A 20,277-nucleotide genomic window follows, 5' to 3' on the forward strand; every position below is an offset into this window, starting at 1 on the left:
AGTTGGTCCGTGAGGGCGGTCACAGTGACGTGCTGATGATTGATGCAACCCACCTGAAGGCGCATCGCACAGCATCCAGTTTTGGGCTCAAAAAGGGGGCAAAGGCCGCTTCATTGGCCTGACCAAGGGGGGGAACTCCAAACTGCACGCCGTGACCGACGCACAGGGCCGTCCGATCCGGATGTTTCTGACCGCCGGAAACCTCGGCGACTATATCGGTGCACGGGCCATAATGGGATCATTGCCACAGGCCCATTGGCTGCTCGCAGATCGCGGGTATGACGCTGATGGGGTCCGTAACAACCTGAAAGATATGAAGATTGAGCCATGCACCCCTTCGCGCAAGTCACGTAAACAGGTCATCCCGCACGACAAAACCCGCTACAAACTGCGTCACAAAATCGAGAACATGTTTGGCAGGCTCAAAGATTGGCCGCGCATCGCAACCCGCTACGATAGGTGCCCTGAGCTGTTTCTCTCGGCCATCGCGCTCGCAGCAACAGTATTGTTATGGTTATGTGTCCTGAGCCTAGGCAAAGTGGGCCCTTGATGACCTCGCCCCCCAGACGTTTGGTTGTTGGCGGCATCAGGCCCTGCCCCTAGGGGGCGCATCCCTCCCCTAAAGTCCGTCCAATGATTTACCGGCAGAACCTTCGGCTCTCCCTCAAAGCGCCAAACTTGCTTCTCGCGTGACTTTGGGCTTGGCCCTTGCCGATCCTCCGGTGAGGATTTCGGTTTTATTAAAGCCGGAGCTTTGACTAGGGTCCCAAGAGCGGGTCACTTAGACATGATCCCCCCAACAGGACAGCTTTGACCATGACCACATCCCAATTGCCCGACCTTTCCTGTCGCTCCCATGGGCGCTCTGTTCGGGCTGCGGCTGTCTTGGCTGGGGTTTGGCTGATTTTGATGATCCTTTGGTCGATGTTTGATGCCGCTCCCTGGGTCATTGCGCTGCTCTTCCTTCCGACGCTCCCGGCGGCCTATGAATTTGCCACCGACAAACAGGCGTGGTTTGACCTCACCGACACGACGATGCGCTGGCAATCAGGCAAACGTCGGGGCGACATCGCGCTCGACAAGGTTGAGGCCGTACGCCTGAAAACCCGGCTTGATCTTTCGGTTCGGGTCCAGGTTTTGGCCGGGGGCAAGCGGATCATTCTACCGCAAGACTGTGTGCCCCCGCATCAAGACTTGGAAACGGCGCTACAAGCGCGCGGCATTGACGTGACCCGCCACCATTTCGGCATCTAAGCGCCCCTTCCCCCCCTGTGTCATATGGCTGTCACCGAATCCTGCGATTTTTGCAGGCATGAAACATCGTATCGACCCGCTCATCCAAGACCGCGCGCCCTGGCTTTTCCAAAACCGTCCGGGCACCGCCCAGATGCGCACCCTTTTGAACCGAATGTTGGGCTATGAACGCACCTTGCAGATCGGCGAAACGCTTCAGGATATGAGCGCCGATCACATCATGACCACCATGGGCAATCTGTTGGCGCGCAATGTTGAGACCACCGGATTACGCCACCTACCCGGCTATGGCCCGGCGCTGATTGTTGCCAACCATCCAACCGGCATTGCCGATGGCATCATCCTGAACCATGTGCTGCGTCAGGTGCGCCCCGACATTTTTTACTATGCCAATCACGATATTCTGCGCGTTCTCCCCCAGATGGGCGAGGTGATCGCCCCGGTCGAATGGCGCAAAGAAAAGCGCAGCCATGCCAAGACCCGCGCGACCATGGCCTATACCCGTCACGCGGTTGATGCGGGACGGCTTGGGGTGATTTTTCCTTCTGGGCGGCTCGCCAAACGGCGTGGGCTAAGCCTGCATGAACGACCGTGGATGGCCTCGGCGGCGATGATTGCCCGCAAGTTCGATCTGCCGGTGATCCCGGTGCATATTCAGGCGCGCAATTCGGCGATGTTCTATCTGTTTGATCGCATCCATCCGACCCTGCGCGACATTACATTGTTCCACGAGACCCTGAACAAAGCCCAACAGCCCTATCAAATCACCATAGGTGAACCGATTTCAGCCTCGGCCCTTCCGGCGAAATCCGAGGACGGAATTGCGATGCTGCGCAGGGCAACCCTTGGGTTGGCGGGGCGCAAAGCCCCGGCTGTGTCTTTAGTCGATGCCACACGCCGCCCAAGCCGGACGTGATCCGGAGCTGGGCCGCAAACGGATCAGCCTTCGCTGACTTCTTCGGGTTGGATATTGATGGCCTCAAGCGCTGCGGGCATCTCTGGCCCAATCGACTCAAAGGGCCGCGCCTGCGGGCGGACCGGCTCTGGCCCGATCCCGTCTGGGCGGGCCACGGGGCGCAGTGAACTGGACATCCCAACACAATAGTCTTGCTTGCGCGTCCAATCCTTCATATCCTGACGCTTGCGTTTGGAATGAAACGGCCCCCAATCCGCCGCAACCCCACGCCAGTTTTCACTGACGACGCCGTCGCGCGGAACCGTCACCGCCATGATCCGCATGGCGCAGGAGAGATTATCCTCTGGATTTTTAAGCGCCTGACCGCTGCGCGCCTTGCACTTATAGTGCCGTGCCGTGGCGGGTAGAATTTGGACCAGCCCATACCACAAGCCACCACCGCCAACCGCATGGGGGCGATGGGTGCTTTCGTGCCATGCGAGCGAGGACACGAGGCCAACCCAAAAATCTTCGCGCTGTTCGCGGCTCGCACTAGGATAGGCCGGGCAATAGGCGGCAATGTCACGCGGCACCATTTCGGGCAGAACCGAGGCATGGGTTCGCAGGCTGGTTTGGATGGCGCGAGTCCAGCTAGACCGCCCCCCCTTGGTTCCCCAGCGGGCATTTGGCAACGGACGAACCGCCCGCCGCGCCACAGGGCGCAGAGAAGCAGTTACAGCGAGCTTCGAGGGCACAGCATCAACCCCAGCCGCGGCCGTCGGAGCAGATTCCAATGGAGCGGGACCAGGATTGGCAGTGGCTTGCGCCGCAAGAAGCGTGAAAAGAAGGGCAGCACGCAACATGGGCACGATAGGTGCCGCAACTCAAAGATTCGCGCAAGACTTGTGGTCGTTCTCAAATCGGCAACACAGCGTTCGCCAATTGGTGTCGAAGCCGCGGAAAGACCGACACATCGCCCGCGACAAACCGTTTTGGTGCCCCGTTTTGGCCGCAAAGCCCAGTCACGTTAGACCCTGAAATAAGGAGCGACATGCTGCCACCATGCGTATTCTAACAGAAAAAATCGCCGCCTTTCGGGCGGCCCAGGGCCTCTTGTCAAACGACAACGAGAGCCTCTTGCCCCTCTCTTCGGAGCCGACCCCAACCGAGGTTGTTCCACTGCGTCCGCGCGTTGACATCCCGGTTTGTGATCCGGCACCGGACGCCAAAGCACAGGAAAAAGCCTTTAAACGCGGGCAATTCCTTGCCCGACAAGACGCCTGTGAGGAGCTTGCAAATGAGATCCGGTCTGCGGAAGCCAACCGTCAATTGACCCCCGGCTTGGCATCGGTTGCCCAGATATTAGCCAAGGGTGCCCGCTCGGATATCCTCACCGCGATGCAAGCCTCAGTTGCCAAGACGGAACCTAAAAAGGCACAAGTCATTCTGACATCGCTCGAGGCAAGCTTTGAGGACTGTCCAGATGACCCGGCCTTGGCCTATATCCTGGCCATGGCCCATGTTGATCTGGCCCAGTTGTGGCGCGGAGCTTCAAGAACACGCGACCTTGCGCCGCAGCGCCGTAACGCCCATGACGCGCACATTCAGGCGGCGGCAGCTCTGGCGGACAAATACGACCCATTCGAATTTGATTCGCCGCTTTGGGCCCAAGTCCGTTGTGCTGTGCTCGAAGCCGACCCGTGCCCTGCGCAGCGGGTTTCCGACGATTTCGAAAATCTTATTGATCTGGACCCGTCCAATCCCTCACATTTGCTTGCTCTGGGTCGAGATTTGTTGCCGCGTGGATATGGCACTTTGGAACTGCTCGATATTCAGGCCCGCCGTCAAGTTGCCCAACTCAGAGATATTTGGGGAACCGGAGCCTATACTTGGGTGTTCATGGGGGCCATACAAATGGACCCTTCGGCCTTTCGACGGGTTGATCCCGAACTCTTTGTCGAAGGTGTGCATGATATTCTGGGGCGTCATCCCTCGCAACATATGGCCAATGTCATGGCGGCCTTTAGTGGGCTAACCATTGCGGCCCCAAGCGAAGGGAACAGCTCACGCATGCGCCTAATGGATTGTTTTAGCTGGATTCTCCAAGACCACCTACGGGAATTGCATCCGCTGGTCTGGGCTCTGGCTCCTGTGCCCGGCAAACCCAACATGCACCTTGGTGATGATGTCGATCTGATCAAACTTGGCACAACCCGAGCCATTGGCTCCATCGCCCAGCATTTCGCCCCGGCGCTGGACGCGGGGCGCCGGCTTGTTTTCACCCCCAACGGTCTGCAACTGCGAAAATCTGAATGAGCCTCCGGGCTCTTCTCGCCTGCCTCTTGCCCCCTGCCCCGCCTTGGCGTATTCCCTGCGTCATTCCATGAGAGCCGAGGAACGCCATGCTGGACCTGACATTCGACACCCCAAAACCCAAGGTCATTGCCGGGGCCAAGTATGACTGGGAATTGGTCATCGGGATGGAGGTGCATGCGCAGGTCTCCAGTCAGGCAAAACTCTTCTCCGGGGCCTCGACCAAATTTGGTGCCGAGCCGAACTCAAACGTGGCTTTTGTTGACGCTGCCATGCCCGGCATGTTGCCCGTCATCAACGAATACTGCGTCGAACAAGCGGTGCGCACCGGGCTTGGCCTAAAGGCGGAAATTCACCTGAAATCGGCCTTTGACCGCAAGAACTATTTCTACCCCGATCTGCCGCAGGGATACCAAATTTCCCAGCTATATCATCCGATTGTCGGCGAAGGCGAAGTCATCGTTGATATGGAACCGGGCATTGCCCGCCGCGTACGCATTGAGCGCATTCACATCGAGCAGGATGCGGGTAAGTCGATCCACGACATGGATCCGCATATGTCCTTTGTTGACCTGAACCGCACCGGTGTGGCGCTGATGGAGATCGTCAGCCGCCCCGACATTCGCGGACCAGAGGAAGCGGCGGCCTATATTGCCAAGCTGCGCCAGATCCTGCGCTATCTCGGAACATGCGATGGCAACATGCAAAACGGCAACCTACGCGCCGATGTGAACGTGTCGATCTGCCGTGCGGGTCAATTCGAGAAGTATATGGAAACGCAGGACTTTTCGCATCTAGGCACCCGTTGCGAAATCAAAAACATGAACTCCATGCGCTTTATCCAACAGGCGATCATGGTCGAGGCGGAACGCCAGATCAAGATCGTTGAAGGCGGTGGTGAAGTCGATCAGGAAACCCGTCTTTATGATCCTGATAAGGGTGAGACACGCTCGATGCGCTCAAAGGAAGAAGCGCATGATTATCGCTATTTCCCTTGCCCCGATCTGATGCCATTGGAGATCGAACAGGCGTGGGTTGACGACATTGCCAAGACTCTCCCTGAACTTCCAGATGAGAAAAAAGCGCGTTTTGTCAAAGACTTCGGCCTGTCTGAATATGATGCGTCGGTTCTTACCGCCGAAACCGTAAGCGCGGATTTCTTTGAAAAGGTTGTGGCCGGGTCCGGTGATGGCAAATTGTCCGCCAACTGGGTCATCAACGAGCTGTTTGGACGCCTCAAGAAAGAAGATCACGACATCACGGATAGCCCGGTGAACCCAGAGCAACTCTCTGGTATCATTAAGCTAATCAAGTCCGATGCCATCTCTGGGAAGATTGCGAAAGACCTGTTTGAGATCGTCTATACCGAAGGCGGCGACCCAGAAGCCATCGTTGAAGAACGTGGCATGAAACAAGTGACCGACACCGGCGCAATTGAAACCGCGGTAGATGACATCATCGCCGCCAACCCCGCGCAGGTCGAAAAAGCCAAGCAAAATCCAAAGCTTGCCGGTTGGTTTGTCGGACAGGTCATGAAGGCCACCGGCGGCAAAGCCAACCCCAAAGCGGTAAACCAGATCGTTGCCGCCAAATTGGGCCTGTGATCCGGGTTTAGGCTCAATCCTCCGAAACCCCCAGTAGTCCCTTTCTCCCCCTCGAATTTTTCGGGGGGGTAGGACGTTTTTTTTGATGCGAATAGAAGATTGCGACATGAAAAACATCTTATTGTCAGCAGTGATGCTGATCGCCCTAAGTGCTTGTAAAAGCAACGGAACCATGACCATGAGCAGCGCCGATGGCCAGAAGGCCACAGTGGCCTTAGGCGGCCCCAAGGCCAAGGTCTCTAAAGAAGCGATCGAAGCCTGCTGGAAACGGGCTGGTTTGAAGGGGGACATATACAAGTTTATGACCCCAGCAGAGGCAGCGGGCCTGCTCCCCTCGGAGGCGATTTCGCAAACACAAGTGGATGTGTTCAAAACCTGTTTGGGTCACTGACAACGGTGGGGTGAAACCCCACCCTACATCCCTTAACCCAACGCCCGATGCCGGTAACGGACCGAGCGCTTTTTGTGCAACAGGGCAAAGGGGACATTCTCCACCGCGTTTGGGGGAGATTGCCACAGCGCGATAAGAGCCCCGGATCAGGTCCAGACATGCAATTTGTCCGATTCTAGGTCGGTTTGGGGGAGATTGGCAAAGTCCCGCCCCTTTCGGCGATCCACATCGGGACCACTGCAGTTAAAATCGGTTTACCGGTGTTAACGCCCTATCCAAACCACGCCAAAGTCACCGCCGCGAGGACCAAATACCGACCGGCTTTGGCGACTGTGACCAAGAGCAGAAACGACCAAAGTGGCTCACGTAAAACACCGGCCATCACCGTCAGAGGATCGCCGACAATGGGAAGCCAGCTCCCCAACAAAGACCAGCGGCCATAGCGGTGATACCAGCCCTGCGCGCGGCTCAATTGTTGATCAGAGGCGGGGAACCATTTGCGGTTCCGAAACCGAAGAGCAAAGCGGCCCAGATACCAATTGATCACCGAACCAAGCACGTTGCCGATGGTCGCGACCAAAACCAAAAGCGCCGGAGGTTGCCCGCCACCAAGCAGCAAGCCAACCAAGACCGCTTCGGATTGCATGGGCAAAATCGTGGCCGCAATCAGCGCCGAAGCAAAGAGACCGAGATACCCGATCATCGCCGCTTGGGGCCGAGAGTGATCAGATGAAAAAGCCGCGGCATGGCAATGGCCCCTGTTGATGACATCGTGACGGGTTTTGAGGATCACAAGCCAAGTTGCAAGGGGGTCACGCCCAATAGGTCCGTTCGGACAAATCAATGGAGGACAATTCGGCCTCAAGGGTTTCAAGAAAGGTGTTTTCCACCTCTGAGAACCGACGGGCCGGATTTGAAAGGAAATAGATGTCGACCTCTGGCAGGTCCTCATAGGGCGGCAATTGGCGGAGATGACCGGCGGCAACATCTTGTTTCGCAACATGAACGGGCAAGGCTCCGACGCCGACATTGGCCATGATCATCCGCCGGATTTCATTGAGGCTTGACGAGACACCGCGCCACCGATTGGCAAGCCCAAGACGGGCGCGCAGTTTCGAAATCACCTCTAGCGGGCCGCCTTCTGCTTCGGTTTGAAAGGCCACAAAGGGGTCACCTTCGAGATCGCGAGGGGCAATTGTGTCGGCATGAAACAGCGGATGGCGCGCCCCGCAATAAAGGCCGAAATATTCACGATAAAGCACCCAAGTATCGAGGTTTTCAGGCTCAGCCGACAACAGGCAGATGCCAAAACTGGCGCGATTTTGGGTGATGACCGTCTCGACCTCATCGCTTTCATGCACGGCAAAAGAATAGGTCACATTGGGATGCGCCTTGCAAAACCGATTGAGGAAATCATCGAAATGCTCGGAGATCACATAGCTGGTGATGGCAATGGACAGATGCCCGCGCAGCTCGGCCTTATCGACGTCCATCAGCGACGGCAATTGCGAGATCGAGCCAAAGATCGTGGCGCATTCTGTATAGAGAACCTGTCCGGTGCGGGTGATGGTGAATTCGTTGGGCTTGCGAATGATCAGGGTCTTGCCCGTGGCCTGTTCAAGGCGTTTTAACGCAGCAGAAACAGTGGGTTGTTTGAGGCCGAGGAAGTCGGCCGCTTTGGAAATTCCACGCTGTTCGACAACAACCATAAAGGTGCGCAGCAGGTTCCAATCGAGGTTCCAGGGAAAGCGGTGTTGATGGGGAGGTTTCATAAATTTCATCTATATTTAGAATGCCTATTATTTATTTGCGCGATATTGCGCGTCATGCAAGTGTTTTGTCAGAGCGGGCATACCGCCGCATAATCGCACGGGTCAAAACCCGGCATTTTCTCATAGGGAGTTTGACATGACCTTTCGCCGTACCATCCTAAAATCGGCCATTGCTGCCGCTGGCCTGGCTGTTTTTGGCCTCAACACCGCCGCCGCCGAAGAACTCGACAGTCTTAAGGAAAAAGGCGTGATCCGCATTGCGATGTCGGGGGCCTACCCCCCCTTCAACTTTGTGAACGACGAAAACCAAGTGGTCGGATTTGACCCAGCGGTTGGGGCCGAGATCGCCAAGCGCATGGGGCTAGAAGCCGAGATCGTCACCACCGCCTGGGACGGTATCATCGGCGGGTTGTTGGCCAACAAATACGACGCCATTGTCGGGTCCATGACCATCACCGCAGAGCGCGACGAAGTCGTTGATTTTGTTGGCCCCTACTATTCAGACAAGCGGGCCATTTTCACCAAGCCCGGCTCGGATATCACCGGTCTTGACGGGTTGAAGGGCAAGAAAGTTGGCCTCACCTTGGGGGAAACCCATGAGGATTGGGCGCGCGAACAGGGCTATGACATCAACACCTACAAGGGGTTGCCAGAGCTGTTGCTTGAGCTGGAAAACGGTCGCGTCGATGCGATTGTAAATGACTCGATCGCCGCCATTTTGGCAATGACGGCCAAGGGGCAGGAATTTGCGATGTTTGATGATCCGGGCACCAAACCCTTTGGCGCAGGGATCGCGATCCGCGAAGGCAATCCGGCGCTGGCAGCCGACATGCAAAAGGCGTTGGATTCGATGATGGAAGACGGCACCTATCTGGCCTTGGCCAAAAAGTGGATCGGGGCGGATATTCGCTAACACGTTGACCAACGTATAAAACCGCCTCGGGATGTCGATCTTGGGGCGGTCCTATTTGGCCGAGACATATGGGACGGTGCTATGGATTATGACCTGATGCTCAAGGTCTATCCGTTTTTTCTTGAAGCGGCATGGGTGACCATTTTGCTGTCGGTATTGACGGCGATCCTTGGGGTGATGTGTGGTACATTGGGGGCGGCAGCGCGTTTGTCACGCTTTGCGGTGGTGCGGTTCTTGGGGGCGGCCTATGTTAGCCTATTTCGCGGCACACCGGCGCTGATCCAGCTGTTCATCTTGTATTTCGGCGGGCCGCAAATCGGCATCCAGCTTGACGCCTTTGAGGCCGGTGTGATCGGCCTCGGTATCAACGCCGGGGCCTATATGACCGAAACCATTCGCGGCGCAGTCATCTCGATCGACAGGGGCCAACGCGAAGCCGCCCGCACGCTCGGGTTGAGCCAGTGGCAGGCGATGTACAAGGTGATCTTGCCACAAGCCGCCCGTCTGATGGTGCGACCGCTGGGGGTGAACCTGAACATGCTGATCAAGGCCACAGCTCTTGTGGCCGCAATTTCGGTGGTCGAACTCACCTACACCGCGCAGCGCTATATCGGCTCAACCTACAAACCCTTTGAGATGTTCCTTTTGGCGGGCATTCTTTACATGATCATCATCTTTGTGGTCGGCCGGGGCGTGGCCTGGCTTGACCGCAAGGTTCAGATCACCTGATCGGAAAGGACAGATCACATGGGCCTCGATTTTTCGATCCTTCCCAAATACATGGACATCATTCTTTTGGGATGTGCCTGGACGATTGGCATCACCGTCGCCGCCGCGATCCTAAGCTTTTTCGGTGGGATTTTGTTTGCAGTGACGGCGCTATACGCCCCTTGGATTGTGCGACTTCCGTTTCGGATTGTTGAAGGGGTCTTTATGGGAACCCCCTTGTTGCTGCAACTGTTCCTGATCTACTTCGGCCTTGTTCAAATCGGCATTGACCTGCCCGCCTTTGTCGCCGGTATCATCGGCTTGGGGCTGCATTTTGCAGTCTACAACTCGGAACTGATTCAGACAGCCATCTTGGCCGTCGACAAAGGTCAGATGGAAGCGGCGCGCACCTTGGGGTTGAGCCGAAGACAAGCGCTCCGCAAGGTTGTCATCCCACAGGCAGTGCGCGACGTGATCCCGCCGATTGGCAACAACATGATCGCACTCCTCAAGGATAGCGCGCTTGTTTCGGTCATTGGGGTGAGCGAACTCACCCTGTCAGCTCAGCGGGTGATCGGCAAAACCTATCGCCCCTTCGAATTCTACATTCTCGCCGCCGCGTTTTACTATGTCATCAACCTGTGCATGGAATGGGTGCAGCGCAAAATTGAACGCCGCATTTCCGTGTCCCGCTGACCCTTTGAGGCCTCATATGACCACAAAATCCGACTTCGTAGACATTCGCCACGCCCAAAAGTCCTTTGGCACGGTAGAGGTTCTAAAGGACATCAGCCTAAGCGTCGCCAAGGGCCAGATCGTCGCCATTATCGGCCCCTCGGGGTCAGGAAAATCTACCCTTTTGCGGGCGATCAATGATCTGGACGCCCTAAACGGGGGGGAGGTTTGGCTAGATGGGGTTCAGGTCAACAAAACCCTACCCCACCGCCAATATGAAAAACATATCAATGAGATGCGCCAACAAATCGGTATGGTGTTTCAACACTTCAATCTCTTCCCGCATCTGACCGTGCGCGAAAATGTCACCATGGCTCCGCTCTTGCTCAAAAATCTGAGCAAGGACCAGGCCGATCAATTGGCGCAAGAGCAGCTTGACCATGTCGGCATGTTGGAACGCATTGATTATTACCCCTCACAATTGTCAGGTGGTCAAAAACAGCGGGTGGCAATTGCCCGCGCATTGGCGATGCGCCCCAAGCTGATGCTGTTTGACGAGGCGACCTCGGCGCTTGATCCTGAATTGGTGGATGAGGTCAATCAGGTTATGAAGAGGCTGGCCGAGGAACAGATGACCATGATTATCGTCACCCATGAGATGGATTTCGCCGCCTCGGTCTGTGATCGGGTGCTCTTTATGGACAAGGGCGTGGTGGTCGAAGAAGGACCACCCGAGGTGGTGTTCAAAACCCCAACCCAAGACCGTACGCGGGAATTTCTACGCAAACATATCGAAGGTGGAACGTGACCGACACGCCCTCTTACTTGTTTTATCAATCCCGCAACCCGCGCCCGTTTCTTGACTATGGCGAGGGGATTTATCTTTTTGATGAGAGCGGCAAGCGCTATATCGACGGTTCCTCTGGGGCAATGGTGTCAAATATCGGCCACTCCAATCCGCGCGTTTTGGCCAAGATCAAAACCCAGATGGACAAGGCGACCTTTGGTTACCGGCTACATTTTCGCACCCATCCTTCCGAAGATTTGGCCGCGAAAACCGTGGCCATGACACCCGACGGATTGGACCGGGTCTTTTTTGTCTCGGGCGGATCCGAGGCGGTGGAAAGCGCCGTGAAACTGGCCCGACAATACGCGTTGACCCAAGGCCAAGCGACGCGACACAAGGTGATTTCACGCTTTCCCTCTTATCACGGCTGCACCTTTGGGGCGTTGGATTTGACCGGATATGATCCGCTGCGCGCGCCCTTTGCCGAGATGATGGAAGGCATGCCGAAAATCGCCGCTCCGGTGACGTATCTTGACCGCGATGACCTAAGTGACGCGGAGCGCGGTCTGCGGTACGCCGAGCTATTGCGCGACCGGATTTTGCAGGACGGGCCGGAGAATGTTTTGGCTTTTGTGATGGAGCCGGTGGGCGGCGCGGCAACCGGGGCTTTGGTGGCACCAGATAGCTATTACCAGCGTGTGCGCGAGATTTGCGACGAATACGGCGTGCTGTTGATTTATGACGAGGTGATGACCGGCGCCGGACGCACGGGGCGGTTTCTGGCCTGTGAGCATTGGGGGATCACCCCCGATATCGTCGCGCTTTCCAAAGGGTTTGGCGCGGGGTATGCACCGCTTGGTGCGATTGTCGCCGGGGCCAAAATTGTCGAACCGGTGTTAGACGCAGGTGGGTTTTTGCATGGGTTTACCTATGCGGGCAATCCCTTGGCCTGTGCCGCCGGGTTGGCGGTTTTGGAAGAGCTTGAAGAACAGGGTTTGATCGAAAACGCCGCCCGGATGGGCGCGGTTTTGATGGAAGAATTACGCAGTTTGATGGCGGATTATCCGTTTATAGGCGATGTGCGTGGCAAGGGGTTGTTGACGGCCTTTGAGTTTGTCGCGGATCGCGAGACGATGGAACCGCTTGCCCCGGAATTGGAGGCCCATGCGCGGCTTGTTGAGCTGGCCTATGAACGCGGGTTGATCTTGTATTCACGACGCACACGCGGTGGCACGGCGGGGGATCATTTCCTATTGGCCCCGCCCTTGATCATCACCGCCGAACAGATCGGTGAGATGATGGTGATCCTGCGCGATGCTATAGATGCCTGTGCCGCTGAGCTGGGATTGGATGGGATGTTGGACAGATCAAAAGACAGGTCGGACGATAAGGGGAGGGCGACATGAAGCTTCCGGACAAAAGCAGCCACATGGAGGCAGTGATCGCCACGATCAAAGATGGCGACACGGTGATGGTGGGGGGCTTTGGCGTGCCGGGGACGCCGTTCACCTTGATCCGGGCCTTGGTGGCCCATGGCGCGCGCAACCTAACGGTGATCAAGAATGATGCGAATGAGCCGGGCATGGGGATTGATCATCTCTTGCGCAGTGGTCAGGTCGCGCGACTGATCACCACGCATCTGGGATTAAACAGCCATGCGATTGCCTTGATGAACGAGGGGCGGATTGAGGTAGAATTTAACGCCCAAGGTATCTTGGCCGAACGTATTCGGGCCGGGGGCGCAGGCCTTGGCGGCGTGCTCAGCGATATCGGGATAGGCACCGAATTGGCCGCCGGAAAACAGGTTGTCGAATTGGCGGGAAAACCGCATGTGATCGAACCGGCGCTGAGGGCCGCTGTGGCGTTGATCCATGCGGATCGGGCCGATTGTTTTGGCAACCTCGCATATGCCGCCACGGCGCAGAATTTCAACCCGTTGATGGCGATGGCGGCGGAGGCTGTCATTGTCGAAGCGGCGCAGGTCTTGCCGTTAGGCGGCATCGCCCCCGAGGCCATTCACACCGCCGGGGTCTTTGTCGATCATGTGGTGCAATTGCCTAAAATCACAGAGGAATATGCCGTTGTCCGACGCTAAGGACCGCATGATAGCCCGCGCCGCGCGTGAGATCGCGCCGGGCATGGTTGTCAACCTTGGCATCGGGTTGCCGACCAAGGTGGTGAACCATCTACCAGAGGATTTCCCGGTCTGTTTACATACGGAAAACGGCTTGACCGGGATCGGACCAACCCTTCCCCCCGAGCGGGCGGACCGCAGTTTGATTGATGCGGGCGGGGCCTATGTGTCGACGGTGCCGGGATCGGCGTTTTTCGACAGCGCCACCAGCTTTGCTTTGGTGCGCTCCGGGCGGCTTGATCTGACCATGCTTGGTGCGTTTGAAGTGAGCGCCGCTGGCGATTTGGCCAATTGGAAAATACCGGGCAAATTTAGCCCCGGTGTCGGCGGCGGCATCGAGTTGGCGCAAAAGGCGAAACGGGTGGTTGTCTTGACCACCCACACCGACCGTGCAGGCAACCCTAAGCTGAAACAGCAATGCACCCTCCCCTTGACCGCCCAGCGCTGTGTCGCCCGTATTTTCACCGATATGGCAGTGATCGACGTGGGCCCAGAGGGGTTTGTCCTGCGTGAAATCGCCGACGGGATGAGCATCGCCGAGGTCCAAGACGCCACCGGCGCGCCGCTTGCCCTTGCAGACCCAAACGTGACGAGGTTTTGAATATGACCCAAAGTGATGAGCAAAATTTGCGCATTTGTGAGGCTGTTGATGCGGGGTTTGACCGGCAGGTGGCGTTTTTGTCCGAGCTGACGGCCCACCCGTCGACCCGTGGGCAAGAGCAATCGGCACAGGCCTTTATGGCCAAAGAATTGACCACGCGCGGCTATGAGATTGACCAATGGCAGATTGATATTGATGACATCCGCCACCTGCCCGGTTTTTCCCCGGTGCTTGGCCCCTATGAGGATGCGATCAATGTTGTCGGCACACGGCGATCCACATCGCAAAGCGGCCGGTCGCTTATCCTCAACGGGCATATTGATGTGGTGCCCGCCGGGCCGTTGGACATGTGGGACAGCCCGCCGTTTGAACCACATGTCAGCGACGGCTGGCTCTATGGGCGCGGCGGCGGCGATATGAAGGCGGGGTTGGCCTCGAACCTATTTGCGATGGATGCGCTCACCACCTGTGGTCTAGCGCCGGGGGGGGATGTGTTTTTCCAATCGGTGGTCGAGGAAGAATGCACCGGCAATGGCGCGCTGGCCTGTTTGGCGCGCGGCTATAGGGCCGATGCCGCGCTTATCCCTGAACCGTTTTCCGAACATCTGGTCACGGCGCAGCTTGGAGTGATCTGGTTTCAGGTGCATCTAAAAGGTCTGCCGACCCATGTCGCTTATGCAGGAAGCGGGTCAAACGCCATCGAGGCGGCGTTCCCCTTGATCAAAGCCTTGCACGCAATGGAGCACCGCTGGAACGAGGCCAAGAACCGCCCCGATGACTATGGTCATATGGAGCACGCTCTCAATTTGAATATTGGCAAGTTTGAGGGCGGTGATTGGACAAGTTCGGTTCCCGCCTGGTCGGTGTTTGACGTGCGCATGGCGATCTTTCCGGGGCAATCCATCGCCGCCGCCAAGGCCGAAATCGAGACGGTTATACTTGATGCGGCGCGCGACAATGCCTTTTTGCGCAATGCGTTGCCCGAGATTGTCTATCACGGCTTTCACGCCGAGGGCTATGCGCTGTCGCAAGACAGTTCAGAGCGCGCCAAACAGGCGATTGCGGCCTTGGACCATGCCCACCAAAGCGCCACAGGCACAACGCTTGAGCGCGAGGCCATCACCGCCACCACCGATGCACGCTTCTTTGGGCTTTATGCGGACACCCCGGCCTTGGTCTATGGGCCACGAGCCGAAGCGATTCACGGTTTCAATGAGCGGGTCGAGCTAGAGAGCCTGCGCCGGGTGACCAAGGCCACGGCGCTTTTCATCGCCGATTGGTGCGGCACAGAGCCGGTATAGAGGATGATATGAGAGAGGCCGTAATCGTATCTTATGCGCGCACTCCGATTGGCAAAGCCTATCGCGGCGCGTTTAACAATTTGGAGCTTCCCAGCCTTGCCGCACCCGCCGTATCGGCGGCGTTACAGCGCGCCGGGGTTGGCGCGGATGAGGTCGAGGACGTGATCTTTGGCGCGGCGCTCACCCAAGGCACGGCGGCGGTGAATGTGGCGCGCCATATTGCACAGGCCGCGGGTCTTTCGGATCGGGTGGCCGGGGCAACGGTAGATCGGCAATGCGCCTCGGGGCTCAATGCTCTGGCGATGGCCTGTCATTCGGTGCGCTGCGATGGGGTTGATGTGGCGCTCGCCGGGGGCGGCGAGAGTATTTCGCTTGTTCAAAACAGCCATTGGAACGGTCATCGTTATCGCGATCCATCGGTGAGCGGCCGCTATTACATGGCGATGCTCGACACCGCAGAAGTGGTGGCCGCGCGTTATGGCATCAGCCGTGAGGCCCAGGACGCCTATGCCCTGCAAAGCCAAATGCGCACGGCGCAGGCCCAAGAGGCCGGGGTCTTTGACGCAGAGATTGTACCAGTTGCGGCGATAAAAACCGTCACCAAAAAGGACACCAAGGTCGTTACGGAACAAAAGGTTAGCCTGAGCGCGGATGAATGCAATCGCCCCGGCACCACGGCCAAAGGGTTGGCCGGTTTACCGCCGGTGCGTGCCGGAAAAACCGTAACGGCGGGCAATGCCAGCCAGTTGTCGGACGGGGCCGCGGCCCTTGTTGTGATGGAGGCCCAAGAGGCCACGCGGCGTGGACTAAGCCCATTGGGGGCACTGCGCGGGTTTGCCGTGGCCGGGGTTGCCCCCGAGGAAATGGGCATCGGCCCGGTGGTCGCGGTGCCGCGCCTGTTGGAGCGCGCCGGTTTGGCGGTCGAGGACATCGACCTTTGGGAGATCAACGAAGCCTTTGGCGCGCAGGTGATCCCCTGTCGTGACAGGCTCGGGATTGAGGCGGATCGGCTCAACGTCAATGGCGGGGCAATTGCGATCGGCCACCCCTATGGTCTTTCAGGAGCCCGTATGTCCGGGCATGTCTTGCTAGAAGGCGCGCGACGGCGGGCAAAATGGGCGGTGGTCACAATGTGCGTTGGCGGCGGCCAAGGGACCGCTGGCCTGTTTGAAATATTCTAAGGGGGCTATGATGCCTGTTCTGTCCCGTTGCCAAACCGAGGCCTTGGTAGCCTTGCGCCATCGGCTTCATCAACAGCCTGAGCTTTCGGGTGAGGAGATGCGGACCGCCGCCATTATGGTTGATGAGCTGACCAAACGCGGGGCCGATCAGATTTGGCAGGGGCTTGGCGGGCATGGCGTTGCCGCAGCGTTCAACGGGGCGGCGCCCGGCCCAACGGTTTTGTTGCGCTGCGAGTTGGATGGCTTGCCGATCCACGAGGTTTCAGAGCTCCCCTATCGGTCTGTGGCCGATGGCAAGGGGCATCTATGTGGTCATGACGGGCATATGGTCTGTCTTTTGGGGGTGGCGGATCACCTTGCCCAGCGCCCCGCCACCGGCCGGGTGATCTTGCTTTTCCAACCAGCCGAAGAAACCGGGGCCGGGGCAAAGGCGGTGATGGATGACCCGCGTTGGCCCGACATGCGGCCCGACTATGCTTTTGCTTGGCACAATGTCCCCGGCCGCCCCTTGGGCGAGGTTGGACTCTGCGGCGGGCCAGGCAATTGTGCGTCGCGCGGGATGCAAATTTTGTTGCACGGCAAGAGTTCCCATGCGGCCGCCCCGGAGGACGGGCTTTCCCCGGCGGCGGCGATGGCGGCATTGATGACCGCCCTGCCCGGTCTCAGCCAAGGTCAGATTGGTGAGGAGGGCTTTGCTTTGGCGACGTTGACCCACGCCCATCTTGGTGAGCCGACATTTGGCATTGCCCCGGCAGATGGCGAGCTGCGTGTGACGCTTCGGTCGATGACCAATGATCGGATGGAGGCCGTGATGGCAGCAGCAGAGCAATGTGTCGCGCAGGTGCGCGGTGATTTGGCTGTGCGCATCGCCTGGCATGATGTGTTTCGAGCCGTCATCAATGATCATACCGCCACGGACATCGCGCGCACCGCAGCGATGGGTTTGGGGCAAAAGCTGTGGGAGATGCCCACCCCAATGCGCTGGTCCGAGGATTTTGGTCGCTTTGGTGATGACGGAGCCAAGGCAGCGATGTTGTATATCGGGGCCGGAGACAAGCACCCGCAGTTGCACAACCCCGACTATGATTTCCCCGATGCTCTGGTGCCCCACGTCAGCGATCTGTTTTGTGGGCTTGTTGGGAATATTTTGGGGGCCGGACCCGGATGACATCCCCCGCGCCCCCCAGCGCCTGGTGTGAAATTCATCGGGGCCGCATTACCCGCAACATTGATCTGGCTTTGGAGCTTGTGCCGGCGGGGCGGCGGTTTTGTGCGGTGCTTAAGGCGGACGCCTATGGGCATGGCATTGAACAGGTTGTGCCCTTGGTCATGGCGCAGGGCATCACCACGATTGGCATCACCACCAACGGCGAGGCCGCAGCGGTCCGCCAGGCCGGGTTTGGGGGCGCGGTGATCCGCCTGCGCGCCGCCACGCCGACCGAAATGGCAGAGGCCGGGGCGTGGTGTGTCGAGGAACAGGTCGGATCGGTGGCAGCGGCGCGCAGCTTGGTGGCGATGCGGGATCAGGGCGCGCGGGTGCGGGCGCATTTGACCTTGAATGCCAATGGCATGTCGCGGGATGGACTTGAACTGTCGACCGGTTCTGGGCGCGCGATGTGCCAAGAGATTGTTGACCTTTTGGGCCGCGACATCGTTGGGATCGGCACGCATTACCCCTGTCATCAGCGTCAAAACCTCCGCAGTAGCGCGGCGCTGTTTCACCAACAAGTGGCTTGGGTCTTTGAGCAGAGCAATCTGATCCGCTCCGAAACCTGTGTGCATGGAGGCAGCTCACTTACCCTTGTGTCCAAGGAACGGGTTGAGACGGATATGTATCGCTGTGGTGCGATTCTGTATGGGATTTTGAAACCGGAGTGGGGGTTTCAGACCACCATGGCGCTTAAGGCGCGGGTTGTCAGCCTTGGCAGCTATCCCAAGGGCAACACCGTGGGGTACGACAAGGCCTATGAATTGAGAGATGACGCGCGGTTGGCCTGTGTGTCGATTGGCTATGCCAATGGGGTGCGCCGCGAGCTTCAAGGGATTGGCACGGTGACCATTGCCGAGACCCCCGTCCCGGTTCTTGGTAAGATTTCGATGAATTCACTGGTTGCAGATGTTAGCCAGATTGCCGATGTGAGCATCGGCGATGAAGCGGTTGTGTTTGACGGTGCCACCCATGGGCGCGCTGCTTTGGCGGAAACCGAACGTGCCTTTGGCACCATTTTGGCCGATCTGTTCACCGATTGGGGCGCGCGCAACCATCGGATTTGCCGCTAACCCGTCTCTATCTATTGGCCCGTGGCCCCTTAAGCCAGCCCCCCACCAATGCGCCGGTCATGTCCACATTTGGGCAACCGGACCCATTTCGCCGGGCCGAGCTAATCCTGACAGGGCACAGACGCCGCTTTGGCGCAGCCCGCACCACGGGGCACCGGCGACCAAAAGGAGGGTTATCGCAAAGAGGTCGGGCCGAGACAGCCAACCTTAGAAGAATAGCGCGACTTTGGCAGAGTTTTGATGTTTGAGGTTTGATGTTTGAGGTTTGATCCGCTGACTATATTCGCCCTTCCACAGACAGCCCCCAAAAGCCGCTGCCCCCCCCCGCAAGCGGTTGCGCGCTATGCGGTTTTGGGCCGATGGGGACAGGATGGTTTTGTCTGGCAATATTTCACTGTTTTCAGGGACCTCCCCCCGCCGCTGCGCGACCATCACAGCGCTGTGGCGCTGACTAGTTCTTGGGCGGAGAGCATATGGAACAAACCGCAGAGCGTGTTTTCAATCAGGGTGATGGAGGCGTCTAGGGCCTGCGCCAAGGGAACTGCACGATTTCAGCGGCCGTCGTCGCTGGCAATGAGAGACGCGCCGACAGACGTCGAAACGTCAGACAGCAAACCCATGAAATCGCACGGTTTCCTTGGCTGAGGCCGGAAAAATGGGTCCAGCCCAAAATCGCCGATGACGGCGATGAGCCCCTGATCAAACACCCGTTTAAAGTGGGGGTGATGGGGTCGGGTCATGACCCATTAATTTGCGCCGGTCAGCATGAAAAATACGTGTTATCAGAGGTTTGAATTCAGCAGCCAAGGTCGATTGTTTTGGCAAGACAGACGAGCCGCTGACGTGTGTAATTCTTCATGCCCTTCCGGTTCCCCACGTCTTGTCCCAATCTGCGTTATAGGCTTGGCCTGAAACAAGAATTCGGGACCTGAACGATGCCAATTAATGGGGCCTGACCCTAAGGTGCCGTCGGGTGGACGGGGGTTGGAACCGAGCCACGCAGCAGACGCGCCACCACCATGACATGGGTGATGAGCAGCAGCGGCACAAAGAAGGTCGGGACAAACCACATCGCCCCCATATGTGCGATGGCTTCGGTGTGACGCAGGGCATTGGCCAGATCGGCGATGCCAACAAAGCTAAACAGCCAAACAAACCCGAGCTTAAACGGCCAGTTCAGGCGCAGCGCTATGATCGCCAAAAGCGCCCAAAGACCGGCCGCCAAATCTCCGTAGCCAGCAGAATTTGCGAAATTGGCTGGCATTGACGGGCTGACCACGCCGGGGGCCTGAAAAGCCATGCCGATGTGGCGAAAGGTGTGCGGCGCGATCAAGAGGATCAGCGCGGTGTCATAGGGTTTGTCACGCAGCCACGGCCGCAGATACCACGCAAAGAGCAGAGCAATCACAATGAGGCTAAGCCCCAGTTGCAAAAGAAAGATGTCGCGTAAGTCCATTGGTTTGGTCCT

20 protein-coding genes and 1 pseudogene are annotated in these 20,277 nt (G+C 57.9%); 17 read left to right on the forward strand and 4 right to left on the reverse strand.

Features of this window, described 5'->3' with window-relative positions; all coding sequences use genetic code 11:
• The 3 genes and pseudogenes from AC5EFR_RS17340 to AC5EFR_RS17350 form a co-directional block, all read left to right on the forward strand.
• Nucleotides 1-550, forward strand: a pseudogene (locus AC5EFR_RS17340) (IS5 family transposase); the annotation flags it as partial.
• 266 nt (nt 551-816) lie between these two features.
• Nucleotides 817-1,254: a hypothetical protein gene (locus AC5EFR_RS17345; protein WP_493577021.1), complete on the forward strand. Its 438-nt coding sequence runs from the start codon at nt 817-819 to the stop codon at nt 1,252-1,254.
• Nucleotides 1,255-1,312: 58 nt separating this feature from the next.
• Nucleotides 1,313-2,170 carry a 1-acyl-sn-glycerol-3-phosphate acyltransferase gene (locus AC5EFR_RS17350; RefSeq protein WP_493577022.1) on the forward strand — a complete coding sequence of 286 codons (858 nt, stop codon included), beginning with the start codon at nt 1,313-1,315 and terminating at the stop codon, nt 2,168-2,170.
• 23 nt (nt 2,171-2,193) lie between these two features.
• On the opposite strand, the gene AC5EFR_RS17355 is transcribed toward AC5EFR_RS17350, so the two are convergent.
• Nucleotides 2,194-3,012 (reverse strand): transglycosylase SLT domain-containing protein, encoded by an 819-nt coding sequence (locus AC5EFR_RS17355; RefSeq protein ID WP_493577023.1) that lies wholly within the window; start codon nt 3,010-3,012, stop codon nt 2,194-2,196.
• 199 nt (nt 3,013-3,211) lie between these two features.
• On the opposite strand from AC5EFR_RS17355, the gene AC5EFR_RS17360 reads away from it, so the two are divergent.
• The 3 genes from AC5EFR_RS17360 to AC5EFR_RS17370 all read left to right on the forward strand — a co-directional run bounded on the left by AC5EFR_RS17360 (nt 3,212) and on the right by AC5EFR_RS17370 (nt 6,457).
• Nucleotides 3,212-4,465 (forward strand): hypothetical protein, encoded by a 1,254-nt coding sequence (locus AC5EFR_RS17360; protein ID WP_493577024.1) that lies wholly within the window; start codon nt 3,212-3,214, stop codon nt 4,463-4,465.
• 86 nt (nt 4,466-4,551) lie between these two features.
• Nucleotides 4,552-6,066 (forward strand): Asp-tRNA(Asn)/Glu-tRNA(Gln) amidotransferase subunit GatB, encoded by a 1,515-nt coding sequence (gatB, locus tag AC5EFR_RS17365; protein WP_493577025.1) that lies wholly within the window; start codon nt 4,552-4,554, stop codon nt 6,064-6,066.
• A 106-nt stretch (nt 6,067-6,172) separates the two neighbouring features.
• Nucleotides 6,173-6,457 (forward strand): 50S ribosomal protein L20, encoded by a 285-nt coding sequence (locus AC5EFR_RS17370; RefSeq protein ID WP_493577026.1) that lies wholly within the window; start codon nt 6,173-6,175, stop codon nt 6,455-6,457.
• Nucleotides 6,458-6,728: 271 nt separating this feature from the next.
• Here the strand turns inward: AC5EFR_RS17370 and AC5EFR_RS17375 are convergent, their stop codons facing one another.
• Nucleotides 6,729-7,160 carry a YqaA family protein gene (locus AC5EFR_RS17375; protein ID WP_493577027.1) on the reverse strand — a complete coding sequence of 144 codons (432 nt, stop codon included), beginning with the start codon at nt 7,158-7,160 and terminating at the stop codon, nt 6,729-6,731.
• Nucleotides 7,161-7,269: 109 nt separating this feature from the next.
• On the reverse strand, nt 7,270-8,238 hold the full coding sequence (locus AC5EFR_RS17380; protein ID WP_493577028.1) for a LysR family transcriptional regulator: 969 nt from the start codon (nt 8,236-8,238) through the stop codon (nt 7,270-7,272).
• Between the two features lie 127 nt (nt 8,239-8,365).
• Here AC5EFR_RS17380 and AC5EFR_RS17385 point away from each other — a divergent pair, with 127 nt between their 5' ends.
• The 11 genes from AC5EFR_RS17385 to AC5EFR_RS17435 all read left to right on the forward strand — a co-directional run bounded on the left by AC5EFR_RS17385 (nt 8,366) and on the right by AC5EFR_RS17435 (nt 18,809).
• A complete protein-coding gene (locus tag AC5EFR_RS17385; RefSeq protein ID WP_493577029.1) occupies nt 8,366-9,142 on the forward strand; it encodes a transporter substrate-binding domain-containing protein in 777 nt (258 codons plus the stop codon).
• Nucleotides 9,143-9,223: 81 nt separating this feature from the next.
• Nucleotides 9,224-9,871 carry an amino acid ABC transporter permease gene (locus tag AC5EFR_RS17390; protein ID WP_493577030.1) on the forward strand — a complete coding sequence of 216 codons (648 nt, stop codon included), beginning with the start codon at nt 9,224-9,226 and terminating at the stop codon, nt 9,869-9,871.
• A gap of 18 nt (nt 9,872-9,889) precedes the next feature.
• On the forward strand, nt 9,890-10,546 hold the full coding sequence (locus AC5EFR_RS17395; protein WP_493577031.1) for an amino acid ABC transporter permease: 657 nt from the start codon (nt 9,890-9,892) through the stop codon (nt 10,544-10,546).
• A gap of 16 nt (nt 10,547-10,562) precedes the next feature.
• Nucleotides 10,563-11,333, forward strand: coding sequence for an amino acid ABC transporter ATP-binding protein (locus AC5EFR_RS17400; RefSeq protein WP_493577032.1), 771 nt, complete (start codon nt 10,563-10,565; stop codon nt 11,331-11,333).
• Nucleotides 11,330-12,718, forward strand: a complete 1,389-nt coding sequence (locus tag AC5EFR_RS17405) for an aminotransferase family protein (protein WP_493577033.1) — start codon at nt 11,330-11,332, stop codon at nt 12,716-12,718. Before AC5EFR_RS17400 ends, AC5EFR_RS17405 begins: the two co-directional genes overlap by 4 nt.
• Nucleotides 12,715-13,407 carry a CoA transferase subunit A gene (locus AC5EFR_RS17410; RefSeq protein WP_493577034.1) on the forward strand — a complete coding sequence of 231 codons (693 nt, stop codon included), beginning with the start codon at nt 12,715-12,717 and terminating at the stop codon, nt 13,405-13,407. The genes AC5EFR_RS17405 and AC5EFR_RS17410 overlap by 4 nt, the downstream gene beginning before the upstream one ends.
• Nucleotides 13,394-14,047, forward strand: coding sequence for a 3-oxoacid CoA-transferase subunit B (locus AC5EFR_RS17415; protein ID WP_493577035.1), 654 nt, complete (start codon nt 13,394-13,396; stop codon nt 14,045-14,047). The genes AC5EFR_RS17410 and AC5EFR_RS17415 overlap by 14 nt, the downstream gene beginning before the upstream one ends.
• 2 nt (nt 14,048-14,049) lie before the next feature.
• Nucleotides 14,050-15,348, forward strand: a complete 1,299-nt coding sequence (locus AC5EFR_RS17420; RefSeq protein WP_493577036.1) for an ArgE/DapE family deacylase — start codon at nt 14,050-14,052, stop codon at nt 15,346-15,348.
• A gap of 8 nt (nt 15,349-15,356) precedes the next feature.
• Nucleotides 15,357-16,529 carry an acetyl-CoA C-acyltransferase gene (locus tag AC5EFR_RS17425; protein ID WP_493577037.1) on the forward strand — a complete coding sequence of 391 codons (1,173 nt, stop codon included), beginning with the start codon at nt 15,357-15,359 and terminating at the stop codon, nt 16,527-16,529.
• 10 nt (nt 16,530-16,539) lie between these two features.
• Entirely contained in the window at nt 16,540-17,697 is a 1,158-nt protein-coding gene (locus AC5EFR_RS17430) for an amidohydrolase (protein ID WP_493577038.1), read from the forward strand.
• Nucleotides 17,694-18,809 (forward strand): alanine racemase, encoded by a 1,116-nt coding sequence (locus AC5EFR_RS17435; RefSeq protein ID WP_493577039.1) that lies wholly within the window; start codon nt 17,694-17,696, stop codon nt 18,807-18,809. Before AC5EFR_RS17430 ends, AC5EFR_RS17435 begins: the two co-directional genes overlap by 4 nt.
• A gap of 958 nt (nt 18,810-19,767) precedes the next feature.
• Here AC5EFR_RS17435 and AC5EFR_RS17440 read toward each other — a convergent pair.
• On the reverse strand, nt 19,768-20,265 hold the full coding sequence (locus tag AC5EFR_RS17440) for a DUF8737 domain-containing protein (RefSeq protein WP_493577040.1): 498 nt from the start codon (nt 20,263-20,265) through the stop codon (nt 19,768-19,770).
• Between the last annotated feature and the right edge of the window lie 12 nt (nt 20,266-20,277).

This window comes from Pelagimonas sp. (genome assembly GCF_058892305.1).